The organism is Pseudomonas sp. Marseille-Q8238 (genome assembly GCF_965111915.1).
Map to the genome: position 1 here is coordinate 2,430,397 of NZ_CBCOPI010000001.1, position 13,592 is coordinate 2,443,988.

A 13,592-nucleotide genomic window follows, 5' to 3' on the forward strand; every position below is an offset into this window, starting at 1 on the left:
AGCACATGCGAAAGGCCTTCGATATATCCATTTCCTTTGTGCATCAAACACTTGGTTATGTCAGAGAACGGTAAATGGGCGGTAAAGCCCCTTTGCTTGGCTGCCGATAGTCCTTATCGTTCACGCTCCCAAGAAAAGTGACCCTCGCACCATGTCTGATACCCGCTCAAGATCGCGCTTTTCCCGCAAATGGTTGATTGTTCTCGTCGTACTCGTTGCCGTGCTGCTGGCCTGGTGGCTGTGGCCGAGCAAGCCGACAGGGCATGCGCCAGCAGGGGCTGCGCCGGGGCCATGGGGTGGTCCGGTGCCGGTGCGCCTGACCAGCGTCAGCGAAGGTGACTTCAACATCGAGCTCAAGGCCCTGGGCACGGTGACCGCGCTCAATACAGTGAACGTACGCAGCCGCGTCGATGGTGAACTGGTCAAGGTACTGTTCGAGGAAGGGCAACTGGTCAAGGCTGGCGACCTGCTGGCGCAGATCGATCCGCGCACCTATGAAGTTGCCCTGCAGCAGGCCGAAGGCACCCTGGCGCAGAGCCAGGCGCAATTGAAGAACGCTGAAATCGACCTGGCTCGCTACAAGGGCCTGTTTGCCGAGGATTCCATCGCCAAGCAAACCCTGGACACCCAGGACGCACTAGTTGGCCAGTACCGCGGCACCGTCAAGAATAATCAGGCCGCTGTGGCCGATGCCCGCCTGAAGTTGGACTTCACCCGCATTCGCGCGCCCATCGACGGCCGTCTCGGTCTGCGTCAGCTGGATGTGGGTAACCTGGTCAGCAGCGGCGATACCACGCCGCTGGTGGTGATCACCCAGGTCAAGCCGATCTCGGTCAACTTCACCCTGGCGGAGAATGACCTGCCACCGGTACTAGCGCGTGTGCGCAACAATGAAAAACTGCTGGTGCAGGCATGGGACCGCAGCGAGAAGAACCTGCTGGCCGACGGCGAGTTGCAGAGCCTGGATAACCAGATCGACGTCGCCACTGGCACGGTCAAGCTCAAGGCACGCTTCGCCAATGACAACGAAAGCCTGTTCCCCAATCAGTTCGTCAACGCCCGCCTGCGCGTGCAAACCCGCAACGGTGTCACCCTGATTCCCTCAGCAGCCCTGCAGTACGGGTCGCGCGGCACCTTCGTCTACGTGGTCGACGCGGAGAACAAGGTTCAGGTGCGCCCCGTCACCGCCGAGGCCAGCGATGGCGCCCAGGTGCTGATCAGTGATGGCGTCAAGGTCGGCGAGCATCTGGTGCTGGAGGGCACCGACAAGCTCAAGGATGGCAGCACGGTGGAAGTCATCGGTGAACCATCGAACCAGACAACGCCGGCGGCAGCGGACAAGAAGGGCGCATGAACGTTTCACGCCTGTTCATCCTGCGTCCGGTTGCCACCACGCTGATCATGGTGGCGATCTTCCTCAGCGGGTTGATCGCCTACCGCCTGCTGCCAGTGTCGGCGCTGCCCGAGGTGGACTATCCGACCATCCGCGTACTGACCCTGTACCCGGGCGCGAGCCCGAAGGTGATGACCAGCTCGGTGACCGCGCCGCTGGAGCGCCAGTTCGGCCAGATGCCCGGCCTGCAGCAGATGTCCTCGACCAGTTCCGGCGGCGCCTCGGTGATTACCTTGCGCTTCACCCTGGAAGTGAACCTGGATGTCGCCGAGCAGGAAGTCCAGGCGGCCATCAACGCAGCCAGCAACCTGTTGCCCAACGACCTACCGGCACCGCCGGTGTACAACAAGGTCAACCCGGCCGATACGCCGGTCCTGACCCTGGCGATCAGCTCGCCAACCTTGCCGCTGACCCAGGTCCACGATCTGGTCGATACGCGCATGGCGCAGAAGATCGCGCAAATCAGCGGTGTCGGCCTGGTCAGCCTGTCGGGCGGCCAGCGCCCGGCGGTACGCATCCGCGTCAATCCCGAGGCCTTGGCCAGCCACGGCCTGAACCTCGCTGACGTGCGTGCACTGATTACCGCGTCCAACGTCAACCAGCCCAAAGGCAACTTCGACGGGCCGACGCGCGTTTCGCAGCTGGACGCCAATGACCAGTTGACCTCGGCCGATGCCTATCTCGACCTGATCCTCAAGTACGAAAACGGCGCCGCCCTGCGCCTGAAGGATGTCTCGACCATCATCGACGGCGCGGAAAACGAGCGCCTGGCCGCCTGGGCCGATCTCAACCAGACGGTCCTGCTGAGCATTCAGCGTCAGCCAGGGGCGAACGTCATCGAGGTGGTGGATCGCATCCAGAGCCTGTTGCCGCAGATCACCGGTACATTGCCGGCGAGTGTCGAGGTCAAGGTGCTCACTGACCGCACCCAGACCATCCGCGCGGCGGTGACCGATGTGCAGTTCGAGCTGCTGCTGGCAATAGCCCTGGTGGTGCTGGTCACCTTCCTGTTCCTGCGCAAGCTGTCGGCCACGCTGATTCCGTCGATTGCCGTGCCGCTGTCGCTGATCGGCACCTTCGGGGTGATGTACCTGGCCGGGTTTTCGGTCAACAACCTGACGTTGATGGCGCTAACCATCGCCACCGGTTTCGTGGTCGACGATGCCATCGTCATGCTGGAAAACATCGCCCGCCATCTGGAGGAGGGCGAGACGCCGCTGAATGCCGCGCTCAAGGGCGCCAAGCAGATCGGCTTCACCCTGATTTCGCTGACCTTCTCGCTGATCGCGGTGCTGATCCCGCTGCTGTTCATGGCGGATGTGGTGGGGCGTCTGTTCCGCGAATTCGCCATCACCCTGGCGGTGGCCATCCTGATTTCGCTGGTGGTGTCGCTGACGCTCACGCCGATGATGTGCGCGCGCCTGCTCAAGCAGGAAAAGGACGAAGAGCAGGGGCGTTTCTACCGAGCCAGTGGGGCCGTCATCGATAACCTGATCGCCCGCTATGCAGTCGGTCTGCAATGGGTGCTCAAGCATCAACCGCTGACCCTGCTGGTGGCGATCGCCACCCTGGGCCTGACCGTGGTGCTGTACATGGCGGTGCCCAAGGGCTTCTTCCCGGTGCAGGACACCGGTGTGATCCAGGGTATTTCCGAGGCGCCGCAGAGCATTTCCTTCCAGGCCATGAGTGAGCGTCAGCAGCGCCTGGCTGCGGTGATCCTGCGTGATCCGGCGGTTGCCAGCCTGTCGTCCTATATCGGCGTCGACGGCGACAACCCGACGCTGAACAGCGGTCGCCTGCTGATCAACCTCAAGCCTCACCGGGAGCGCGATGTCACCGCCAGCGAGGTGATCGAGCGTCTGCGCCCCGAACTGGCTGCGGTCCCTGGTATCCAGCTGTACCTGCAACCGGTGCAGGACCTGACCATCGAGGACCGGGTCAGCCGCACCCAGTTCCAGTTCAGCCTGGAGTCCCCGGACATCGCGCTGCTGGAAGAGTGGACGCCCAAGCTCACCGAGGCACTGAGTGCCCAGCCAGCCTTGCGTGATGTGGCCAACGACCTGCAGAACCAGGGCCTGCAGGTGTACCTGAGGATCGACCGGGATGCCGCCGCGCGCCTGGGGGTGAGCATCAGCGCCATCGACGACGCGCTGTACGATGCCTTCGGCCAGCGGCAGATCTCCACCATCTTCACCCAGGCCAGCCAGTACCGCGTGGTGCTGGAAACCCAGGATGGCGGCCGAATCGGGCCACAGGCGCTGCAGCAGATCCATGTACTCACCGCCAGCGGCACCCAGGTACCTCTGGTGTCACTTGCACACGTCGAGGAACGCGCCGCCGCACTGCTGATCAACCACATCGGCCAGTTCCCGGCGGTGACCATGTCGTTCAACCTCGAGCCTGGCGTCTCGCTGGGCGAGGCGGTCGCGGTTATCGAGCAGGTGCAGCACGACATCGGCATGCCGGTTGGCATCCAGAGCCGCTTCCAGGGTGCTGCCGAGGCGTTCCGTGCCTCGTTGTCGAGCACCTTGCTGCTGATCCTGGCGGCGGTGGTGACCATGTACATCGTGCTGGGCGTGCTCTACGAGAGCTACATCCACCCGATCACCATCCTTTCCACGCTGCCTTCGGCCGGGGTCGGCGCCTTGCTCGCGCTGTTGATCAGTGGCAATGACCTGAGTCTGATCGCGATCATCGGCATCATCCTGCTGATCGGCATCGTCAAGAAGAACGCGATCATGATGATCGACTTCGCCTTGGAGGCCGAACGGCATCAGGGCATGAGCCCGGAGGAGGCCATCTACCAGGCGGCGCTGCTGCGTTTCCGGCCGATCCTGATGACCACTTTGGCGGCGCTGTTCGGCGCCATCCCGCTGATGCTCGCGTCAGGTTCCGGGGCCGAGCTGCGCCAGCCTCTCGGTATCGTCATGGTCGGTGGGCTGCTGCTCAGCCAGGTGCTGACCCTGTTCACCACGCCGGTGATTTACCTCTGGTTCGACCGTCAGGCCCGCCGTTTTGCTGGTCGTAGTGCCGCAGGAGTCGCGCTGTGACAGCCCGGTGCAGGAAGGCGCGTACTCGCGAGCTGATCATCGGAGTGCTTGACTCTGGCACGCGGGCTCCCGCTGGGGCGGTGTCATGAACCTGTCCGCTCCCTTTATCCGCCGGCCGGTGGCCACGCTGTTGCTGAGCGTGGCGATCATTCTGCTTGGTGCCTTGAGCTTCGGTCTGTTGCCGGTGGCGCCTCTGCCGAAGATGGACTTCCCAGCGATTGTTGTCAGCGCCAACCTGCCGGGCGCGAGCCCGCAGATCATGGCGTCCAGCGTGGCGACGCCATTGGAACGTTCGCTCGGCACCATCGCCGGCATCAGCGAGATGACCAGCCGCAGCAGCCAGGGCAATACGCGCATCATCATCCTGTTCGATCTCGGGCGTGATGTGGATGCCGCCGCGCGCGAAGTGCAGGCGGCCATCAATGCCTCGCGCAACCTGCTGCCCAGCGGCATGCGCAACATGCCGACCTACCGCAAGGTCAACCCGTCGCAGGCGCCGATCATGGTGATCTCGCTGACCTCGTCGGTGCTGGAAAAAGGCCAGTTGTACGACCTGGCGTCCACCGTCCTGGCGCAGAAACTGTCCCAGGTGGCGGGTGTCGGCGAAGTGCAGATCGGGGGTAGTTCGCTGCCCGCTGTGCGGGTATCCCTGGAGCCACGCCTGCTCGACCAGTACGGCATCGCCCTCGACGAGGTGCGCACGGCCATCGACAAGGCCAACGTCGACCGGCCGAAAGGTGCGGTCGAAGATGCCGAACGTCACTGGCAGGTGCAGGCCAATGACCAGTTGGACAAGGCGGTGGATTATCGGCCGCTGATCATCCGCTACCAGAACAACGCACCAGTGCGCCTGAGCGATGTGGCCACGGTCAGCGACGCCGTGGAAGACCGCTACAACAGCGGCTTTTACAACGACAATGAAGCCGTGCTGCTGGTGATCAACCGTCAGGCCGGCGCCAATATCATCGAGACAGTCAGCGACATCCGCGAGCAGTTGCCGGCGCTGCAGGCGATCATGCCGGCCAGCGTCAACCTGGAAGTGGCCATGGACCGTTCGCCAGTGATCCGCGCCACCCTGCATGAGGCCGAACGCACGCTGCTGATCGCCGTGGCGCTGGTGATTCTGGTGGTCTTCCTGTTCCTCGGGCGCTGGCGTGCCTCGCTGATTCCTGCATTGGCCGTGCCGGTTTCGTTGGTCGGTACGTTCGCGGTCATGTACCTGCTGGATTTCTCGCTGAACAACCTGTCGCTGATGGCATTGATCATCGCAACCGGCCTGGTGGTGGACGACGCCATCGTGGTGCTGGAGAACATCTCCCGGCATATCGAAGCCGGTGACTCTCCCCTGGTGGCGGCCTACAAGGGCTCCAAGGAAGTGGGCTTCACCCTGTTGTCGATGAACGTGTCGCTGGTGGCGGTTTTCCTGTCCATCCTGTTCATGGGCGGCATCGTCTCCAGCCTGTTCCGCGAGTTTTCCATCACCTTGACGGTGGCGATCGTCATTTCGCTGCTGGTATCGCTGACCTTGACGCCCATGCTCTGCGCCCGCTGGCTGAAGCCCGAGGAAGCGCGTGAGCCGAACGCCCTGCAACGCCATGGTGCGCGGATTCAGGAGCGCGTGCTCGCGGGTTATGGCAAGGCGCTGGATTGGGCACTGCGCCATTCGCGGCTGACGTTGATCAGCCTGTTGCTGACCATCGGTTTCAACGTCTACCTGTTCGTCGAAGTGCCGAAAACCTTCATGCCGCAGCAGGACACCGGCCAATTGACCGGTTTCGTGCGCGGTGACGATGGCCTGTCGTTCCAGGTCATGCAGCCGAAGATGGAAGCCTTCCGCCGCGCCTTGCTGGCCGATCCCGCAGTACACAGCGTGGCAGGCTTCATTGGCGGTTCAGGCGGCATCAACAACGCCATGCTGGTGATTCGCCTCAAGCCGATTGCCGAGCGCAAGATTTCCTCGCAGAAGGTGATCGAGCGCCTGCGTCGAACCGTGCCAAAAAATCCTGGCGCCCGCTTGATGATGATGTCCGACCAGGACCTGCAATTCGGCGGCCGCCAGGGCCGCAGCTCGGACAACGAATACGTGCTGCTGGGCAGCGATCTGGAAGAACTCAATGCCTGGCTACCCAAGGTTCGTGATGCCCTGGCGGCCTTGCCCGAGCTGACCGATATCGACGCCAAGGAGGGTGAGGGCGCCCAGCAGATCCGCCTGGTGGTGGACCGCGCCGCGGCGCAGCGCCTGGGTATCGACATGAGCATGGTGACCTCGGTGCTCAATAACGCCTTCAGCCAGCGGCAGATTTCCACCATCTACGACACGCTCAACCAATACAGCGTGGTGATGGAGATCAATCCACGTTACGCCGAATACCCGGAAGCGCTGGACCAGATCCAGGTTATTGGCCATAACGACCAGCGCGTGCCCCTCTCTGCCATTGCGCACTGGGAGCGCAGCCTGGAGGACGACCGGGTTAACCATCAGGGCCAGTTCGCGGCGGAGAGCATCGGCTACTCGCTGGCGCCGGGCTACACCCAGGAGCAGGCCAACGACGCGATTACCCGCGCCGTGGCACGGGTCAACCTGCCAACGGAAGTACAAGGCTTGATGGGCGGTACCGGCGGCGCCTTCCAGACGGCAGCGCAAGGTCAGCCGCTGATGATCCTCAGCGCGTTGCTGGTGGTGTATATCGTGCTCGGCATCCTCTACGAGAGCTATATCCATCCATTGACGATTCTCTCCACACTGCCATCGGCCGGTGTCGGTGCTTTGCTTGCGATCATCCTAACGGGCGGCGAATTCAGCGTGATTTCCCTGCTCGGGCTGTTCCTGCTGATCGGCGTGGTGAAGAAGAACGCCATCTTGATGATCGACCTGGCCTTGCAGTTCGAACGGCACGACAAGCTCGACCCGAAGGAAGCGATCCGGCGTGCCTGCATACTGCGCTTCCGCCCGATCATGATGACCACCCTGGCGGCGATGCTGGGTGCCTTGCCGCTGTTGCTGGGTTCCGCCGAAGGTGCCGAGATGCGTCAGCCGCTGGGCCTGACCATCGTCGGTGGCCTGATCTTCAGCCAACTGCTGACGCTGTTCACCACTCCGGTGGTCTACCTCTACCTCGACCGCCTGCGCCATCGGGTCAACCGCTGGCGCGGCGTGCGTACCGATGCTGCTCTGGATACCCCCGTATGAATTTCGTACCCGCCCATATCGCTTGTCCATCATCATCGTCGTCGAATCGTTTCAACACTGCAGGCCGTAACCTGACGCTGCTGGTCCTGAGCCTGGCCCTGAGCGCCTGCGCCATCGGCCCGGATTACCAGCGTCCACAGTCGGCACCTTCGGAGCAGTTCAAGCAGGCTGCCGGCTGGAAGGCCGCGCTGCCGGCCGATACGCAATTGCGTGGTAACTGGTGGGAGCTGTATGGCGACGCCCAGCTCAATCAACTGGTCGAGCGGCTGAATGCCAATAACCAGAGCCTGGCCAGCGCCGAAGCACAGTATCGTCAGGCACGCGCCCTGGCGCGTGGCGCACGGGCAGCCTTCTTTCCCGACCTCACGCTCGGGAGCAACGTGACCCGGTCCGGACAAGGTGGTGGTGACAGCACCGTGCGCCTGGCCGATGGCTCGACCATCAGCAGCAGCGGCTCTGGCGGTATCTCCAAGAGCTACAACGCCAACCTGGGCGTGAGCTGGGAACTGGACGTCTGGGGCAAGCTGCGTCGCCAGCTGGAGGCCGACAGCGCGAGCATGCAGGCCAGCGCTGCCGACCTCGCAGCCGTACGCTTGAGCCAGCAGTCGGAGCTGGTGCAGAGCTACCTGCAACTACGGGTGCTCGATGAACAGAAACGCTTGCTCGACGAGACGGTTGCGGCCTACCAGCAAGCGTTCAAGATCGCTGAAAACCAGTACCGCGCCGGCATCGTGCCAAAGTCCGATGTGACCCAGGCCCTGAGCCAGCTCAAAGGTACTGAAGCCGACGCCGTGGACCTGGAATACCAACGTGCGCAGCTTGAGCATGCCCTGGCCGTTCTGGTGGGTGTGGCACCTTCGCACTTCAGCCTGGTCGCGGTGCAGCAGGTTCCCGAATTGCCGGCGGTGCCACTGAGCCTGCCATCGACCCTGCTCGAGCGCCGCCCGGATATCGCCGCGGCGGAGCGCCGGGTCATGGCGGCCAATGCGTCGATTGGCGTAGCCAAGGCCGCCTACTACCCGGATCTGACCTTGACCGCCAGCGGCGGTTATCGCAGTGGCAGCCTCAATGACTGGATCAGTACACCCAACCGTTTCTGGTCGATCGGCCCGCAGTTCGCCATGACCCTGTTCGACGGCGGCTTGATCAGCTCTCGTGTCGAACAGGCCGAAGCCAGCTATGACCAGACCGTGGCCGAGTACCGGCAGACCGTGCTGCAAGGGTTCCGCGAGGTGGAAGACTACCTGGTGCAACTCTCGGTGTTCGAGCGTGAAGCCGTGGTGCAGCAGGAAGCCCTGGAGGCCGCACGCGAATCGTTGCGCCTGATCCTCAACCAGTACAAGGCTGGCACCGTCGAGTTCAACAATGTGGTCAGCGTGCAGACCAGTGCACTGTCCAACGAACGCACGCGCCTGACCCTGCAAGGCAACCGGCTGACCGCCAGCGTGCAATTGATTGCTGCACTCGGCGGAGGTTGGCAGTCGGTGGAGCAGGAGTAGGGCTGTTCTCAGCTGAGCTGTTGCTGCATATCGGCCAGCACGCCGTGGCGGATCTGGCGTAGCAGGCGCATTTCACCGACGTTCAATCCCTGCGCCAGAGCCTTGTCCAGTTGCCGGTCGGCGGCAGCGGGCAGGGCGCTGAGCAATCCATCCAGCAGGCGGTTGCCGACACTGTTCGGCAACCCCAGCACCTCGCCAAATGCCAGCACATCCGTGCGCCGCAACTCCTCGAAACGCCGTGCCTCACCCATCGGCCAGGACAGCTCAGCCGAGCCCCAGGCATTATCACGGGCATACACGCTGGTACTGAGCAGGTCGTAGTGCGGGGTCAGCTCGACGCCCTGGGCACCGACAAAGAACGACAGGTTCTTCAGATGCGCATCGTTATTGCCGATCAAGGCATTGAACACGGCCCAACGAAACAGCAGTTGCCGGCTCAAGGCCTTGCTGCGGCATAGCTCCACCAGACGCTGCAGGGTTTCCAGGGTGGCCATGTGGTACTTGTAGACCCGGTCGATCGAAAGCAACTGGCAGGCGTCCAGCACATGCCGTCGTTGCAGATCGCCTGGTGAGCCGCTGCGGTCGAAACGCTATTGCGGCACCCTCCGCAGTTCTACAGTAGGTACAGGCAGTTTCACCGCAGCGGCAATGGACATGACGAACCATTCATTGGCAGCGCTGTGCGGGTAGTGCTCCGTATCCGGGTGGTCGGGTTTGAGAATGTGCGTGGAGGGCGCCTGGCCGACAGGCTCCAGCAGTGCTGAACCGTGCAGCACGACGGCGAGCTTGTGCTGGGCGCCGGCCAGTGACATGCGCTTGGGCGCTGCCTGGCCGAGTGATACGCGGGGCAGGGCAGTGATGCGTTGTGCCAGTTCTTGTTCGCCGAGCGGTTGCAGCGCCCCGTCGGGAAGTGGTTGGCCAGGAGGTAGCAGTGTCAGGGCGCCAGCCGACCCGGCCCCGTAATAAGCGAGCAGGCCAAAGGCATCGGCAACATCGACCCGGGCATCCTGCGCCAGCAGCACGCGGGCCTGTTCTTCCGGCAGGAGATTGTCGAAGAACCACTGCACCGGCCGTTGGCTGCCACCATCGCGGATGTCACCGGCGCTACGTGGCAATTGCGGTGACAGGTCGAAGCTCGTTGCGCTACCCAGCCATTCCGGGGCATAGGTGAGCTGCCAGAGATTGTCCTGCTCCGAGAGCAGACCCACGGGCTGGCCGTTGAGCCACACCTGGAGTTGCCTCATGCGTCATCTCCAGCGGCCTGCTCAGGTACTTCCAGATGCAGGCGCACACCAAGCTCATCGAGCAACTGCAGGACCTTACCCAACTGCACGGTGCCCTTGCCAAGCTCCACATCGCGCAGGAATACGTGACTGGCGCCAATGATGGCGGCCATATCATCCTGGCGAACACCTTGCTGGCGACGCAGGCGGCGCACGACAGTACCAAGCTCGGTGGTGTCGTGAATTGGAATCAAGGGCATTGCAGCCTCCAAATCTAAGCTATGGCTTAGATTATGCTGTAACTTGGTTATTTTTCAATCGGATCTAAGTTGTGGCTTAGATTTAATGGTTTCCGGGCAGGTTTATTAATAAAACTAAGCTACAGCTTAGTTTTTTCTGGCATCTCCGCCTGCAACCAGCGCATGAACGATTGAACTGCAGGCTGTCGTTCTCGCCCAGGGACACAGACGACGAAATAGCGCGCGCCAGGCAGTTCGACGTCAGGGCGGTAAGGCACCAACAGACCATTGGCGACGCAATCCGACGCCAGCAATGAACTGGCCAGGACCAGACCCTGCCCGGAAACCGCGGCCTGCAGCGCGTAATGCTCGTCGGGGTAGTCGCGCAGCGTGCAGCGCGTGACCCAGTCCTGTGCGGTCGCCACGGACCAATCCTGCCAATCGGGCAGGACGGGTTGTGGATTGGGCCAGGTAACGCTGATCAGCTCCACGGGCTGTTCGGGAAGACGGGCAATCAATTGCGCCGTGCCATAAGCCACGAAGCGCTCTTCCAGCAAGGGAATTTCCAGCAGCTGCGGGTAGTTGGCAAAACCGCAGCGCACGGCCAGGTCCAGGCTGGAGTCGCGTTGCAGATCGGCCACGGCGTTGCTGGTCTCGATGCGAACGCGCACACCTGGATGTTGACGGTAGAAATCGCCCAGGCGCGGAATCAGCCAGAGCGCAGCAAATGCCGGCGTTGTGCTCAGGCTGAGGCTGTCGTTGCGCACCACTGGGCGCAACTCTTCCACGCTGCGGCTGATATCCATCAAGGCGCCATGCAGGCTGTGCTGCAGTTGCGCCCCTTTTTCGGTCAGGCGTACACCACGTCCGAGCCGCTCGAACAGCAGGCAGCCGAGCCAGGCTTCCAGGCCGCGTATCTGGTGCGAGACGGCCGTTGGGGTAACGTTCAGTTCTTCTGCCGCTGCTTTGAAACTGACCAGGCGAGCCGCCGACTCGAAGGTGCGCAGGGCCGTTAGCGGGATGCTGGCAAACATGGTTTCTCCAGATGATCTGAATTCATCTGGATGGACTATACGTCATTTGTCGAGGTCCGCTGGGCTGCATAGATTGCCGTGAATCTGGACAGATGAGCAGGCCGTTATGCAGGGCAAGAAACGTAAAGTGGTGCAGGCCATCCTGTACGAGTTGGTGGGCATGGCCTTCGTATCGCCGATGATTGCGTATGCCTTTGACGAGACCCTGGCTTACTCGGGAACCCTGGCGGCGTTGCTATCACTCTCGGCGATGAGCTGGAACATATTGTTCAATGCGCTGTTCGAGCGCTGGGAGGCGCGCCAGGTCGAGCGTTCACGAACCCTGCGCAGGCGTCTGTTGCATGCTGCGGGATTCGAAGGCGGCCTGGCAATTCTGCTCGTGCCATTGATGGCCTGGTGGCTGCACATCAGCTTCGTCGAGGCCTTCGTTGCCGACCTCGGTTTGCTGCTGTTCTTCCTGATTTATGCCTTCGTCTTTCAGTGGGGATTCGATCGGGTATTCGGGGTGCCGGATTCGGCAAAGGAACAACCGAGCCTGTGCGTAGAATGAGTTTCTCTCATCTGATCAATGCTCTGTCGAGGGCGTTGAACGATTCTTGGCGGCGATCCATTGCGACATGTACTGCGTACTCTTGTGCTGGTGATGACGCAGCATGAGGCCCACGAAGTTCTGCCGCCGCAGTTCGGCCAGACGCTCATGGGTACAACGCAGGCGCTCAACCAGCGCCTCGCCGGATGCGCACCGATCAAAGCGCTCGCGAAGAATGCTCGAGCCGTTTTCTTGCGCCTGCTGCCAACAGGACGCATCGCTGTACAACGCCACGGCGGCATCGGCGAAAGCCGTGGCATCGGCCACTACCGAGCCGCCCCAGGGCAGTTCACCGGCCATGCCTTCGCTGCCGATGGCCGTGGTGACGGAGGGCGTGCCGCAGGCCATGGCATCGGCCAGCTTGCCCTTGATTCCCGCGCCGAAACGCAGCGGTGCCAGGCAGACACGGGCGCGCACCATCACATCATGGGCATCGGCAGCCCAGCCCAGTACATGGAAACCCTGCTTGGCATTGTGCAACGCCGTGGCCTTGGGTGGTGGATAGGCGCCATAGATATGCAACTGCGCCTGCGGCAGGCGCTGGCGAATCAACGGCCAGAGCTGATGCTTGAGCCAGAGCACCGAGTCCCAGTTCGGCGCATGGCGAAAGTTGCCGATGCTGATGAAGTGTTCGCGCTGATCGAACGGGCGCGGCGCAAGAACCGGTGGGATCAGCATCAAGGTGCAGTGGTGGAGCAGGGCAGCCGGTACACCGAACTGTTCGTGTAGCAGGCTCTGTTCGAATTCCGATATCAGCAGGGTCAGGTCGCAGCGATAGATCGCCGCGATCTCGCGCTGTGCCATGTCGTCATCGGCCATCAACGTGAACAGTTCGTGCGGTGTTGCCTCGACTGCACCTTGCTGGTGTTTTTCCTGCTCATTGGCACAGCCGCTTTGCGCGCGCTTGAGCAACTGCTGGCGGGCATTGCGCAGGCTATGCAGGTCGCTGGTATCGAGAACCCTAAGTGCTGTGGGGCAGGCTTTTTCTACACGCCAGCCAAACTGCTCCTCGCTGAAGAACCGATCGAACAGGACCAGATCCGGCTGCAACTCGCCTACGAAGTGATCGAAGCTGTCGCAATTGAGGGTGATGCCGACTTCGGGGATGCCATAGACGGCAAGGTCAGCCCGGTGCTCGGACAGCGCCGCGGCGCTGGCGAACGTGACCTGCCAACCCTGGGCGATGAACAGCTCGATCAATTCGATCATGCGGCTGCCGGCAGCCGACGAACGCGGCTCCGGCCAGACATAGCCGACGATGAGGACAGTGTGCATGGGCTGGGCTCGGATTAGGGGCGGCGATTATAAGCCGTCCCCTTAATCCTGTTCATATAAGCCTGTCTGCCAGCCCGTGGGCTGGGCGACTCCCACACGC

At 62.4% G+C, this 13,592-nt stretch carries 8 protein-coding genes and 1 pseudogene; 5 read left to right on the forward strand and 4 right to left on the reverse strand.

Annotated elements, in window-relative coordinates; all coding sequences use genetic code 11:
• Positions 1-151: 151 nt before the first annotated feature.
• The 4 genes from ACWPW0_RS11275 to ACWPW0_RS11290 all read left to right on the forward strand — a co-directional run bounded on the left by ACWPW0_RS11275 (position 152) and on the right by ACWPW0_RS11290 (position 9,132).
• Positions 152-1,354, forward strand: coding sequence for an MdtA/MuxA family multidrug efflux RND transporter periplasmic adaptor subunit (locus ACWPW0_RS11275; protein ID WP_454255366.1), 1,203 nt, complete (start codon positions 152-154; stop codon positions 1,352-1,354).
• Positions 1,351-4,443 carry an MdtB/MuxB family multidrug efflux RND transporter permease subunit gene (locus ACWPW0_RS11280; protein WP_454255367.1) on the forward strand — a complete coding sequence of 1,031 codons (3,093 nt, stop codon included), beginning with the start codon at positions 1,351-1,353 and terminating at the stop codon, positions 4,441-4,443. The genes ACWPW0_RS11275 and ACWPW0_RS11280 overlap by 4 nt, the downstream gene beginning before the upstream one ends.
• Before the next feature lie 85 nt (positions 4,444-4,528).
• On the forward strand, positions 4,529-7,633 hold the full coding sequence (locus ACWPW0_RS11285) for an efflux RND transporter permease subunit (protein WP_447591739.1): 3,105 nt from the start codon (positions 4,529-4,531) through the stop codon (positions 7,631-7,633).
• Positions 7,630-9,132: an efflux transporter outer membrane subunit gene (locus ACWPW0_RS11290; protein ID WP_454255368.1), complete on the forward strand. Its 1,503-nt coding sequence runs from the start codon at positions 7,630-7,632 to the stop codon at positions 9,130-9,132. The genes ACWPW0_RS11285 and ACWPW0_RS11290 overlap by 4 nt, the downstream gene beginning before the upstream one ends.
• Positions 9,133-9,140: 8 nt before the next feature.
• Here the strand turns inward: ACWPW0_RS11290 and ACWPW0_RS11295 are convergent.
• From ACWPW0_RS11295 to ACWPW0_RS11305, 3 genes and pseudogenes are all read right to left on the reverse strand, one after another.
• Positions 9,141-10,376, reverse strand: a pseudogene (locus tag ACWPW0_RS11295) (HipA domain-containing protein).
• Positions 10,373-10,615 carry a helix-turn-helix domain-containing protein gene (locus ACWPW0_RS11300; protein ID WP_447591734.1) on the reverse strand — a complete coding sequence of 81 codons (243 nt, stop codon included), beginning with the start codon at positions 10,613-10,615 and terminating at the stop codon, positions 10,373-10,375. The pseudogene ACWPW0_RS11295 and the gene ACWPW0_RS11300 overlap by 4 nt, the downstream one beginning before the upstream one ends.
• Before the next feature lie 119 nt (positions 10,616-10,734).
• Positions 10,735-11,628, reverse strand: coding sequence for a LysR substrate-binding domain-containing protein (locus tag ACWPW0_RS11305; RefSeq protein ID WP_454255369.1), 894 nt, complete (start codon positions 11,626-11,628; stop codon positions 10,735-10,737).
• A 106-nt stretch (positions 11,629-11,734) separates the two neighbouring features.
• Between ACWPW0_RS11305 and ACWPW0_RS11310 the strand changes: the two genes are divergently transcribed.
• The gene (locus ACWPW0_RS11310) at positions 11,735-12,178 is read left to right on the forward strand and encodes a PACE efflux transporter (protein ID WP_454255370.1); all 444 of its coding nucleotides are present in this window, start codon (positions 11,735-11,737) and stop codon (positions 12,176-12,178) included.
• Between the two features lie 15 nt (positions 12,179-12,193).
• Here the strand turns inward: ACWPW0_RS11310 and ACWPW0_RS11315 are convergent, their stop codons facing one another.
• On the reverse strand, positions 12,194-13,492 hold the full coding sequence (locus ACWPW0_RS11315) for a glycosyltransferase (protein WP_454255371.1): 1,299 nt from the start codon (positions 13,490-13,492) through the stop codon (positions 12,194-12,196).
• Positions 13,493-13,592: the final 100 nt, after the last annotated feature.

What these genes read in the sequence shown, in the direction of transcription:
- ACWPW0_RS11275 (WP_454255366.1), top strand. Translation starts at nt 152, where the DNA reads ATGTCTGATACCCGCTCAAGATCGCGCTTTTCCCGCAAATGGTTGATT.
- ACWPW0_RS11280 (WP_454255367.1), top strand. Translation starts at nt 1,351, where the DNA reads ATGAACGTTTCACGCCTGTTCATCCTGCGTCCGGTTGCCACCACGCTG.
- ACWPW0_RS11285 (WP_447591739.1), top strand. Translation starts at nt 4,529, where the DNA reads ATGAACCTGTCCGCTCCCTTTATCCGCCGGCCGGTGGCCACGCTGTTG.
- ACWPW0_RS11290 (WP_454255368.1), top strand. Translation starts at nt 7,630, where the DNA reads ATGAATTTCGTACCCGCCCATATCGCTTGTCCATCATCATCGTCGTCG.
- ACWPW0_RS11300 (WP_447591734.1), bottom strand. Translation starts at nt 10,615, where the DNA reads ATGCCCTTGATTCCAATTCACGACACCACCGAGCTTGGTACTGTCGTG.
- ACWPW0_RS11305 (WP_454255369.1), bottom strand. Translation starts at nt 11,628, where the DNA reads ATGTTTGCCAGCATCCCGCTAACGGCCCTGCGCACCTTCGAGTCGGCG.
- ACWPW0_RS11310 (WP_454255370.1), top strand. Translation starts at nt 11,735, where the DNA reads ATGCAGGGCAAGAAACGTAAAGTGGTGCAGGCCATCCTGTACGAGTTG.
- ACWPW0_RS11315 (WP_454255371.1), bottom strand. Translation starts at nt 13,492, where the DNA reads ATGCACACTGTCCTCATCGTCGGCTATGTCTGGCCGGAGCCGCGTTCG.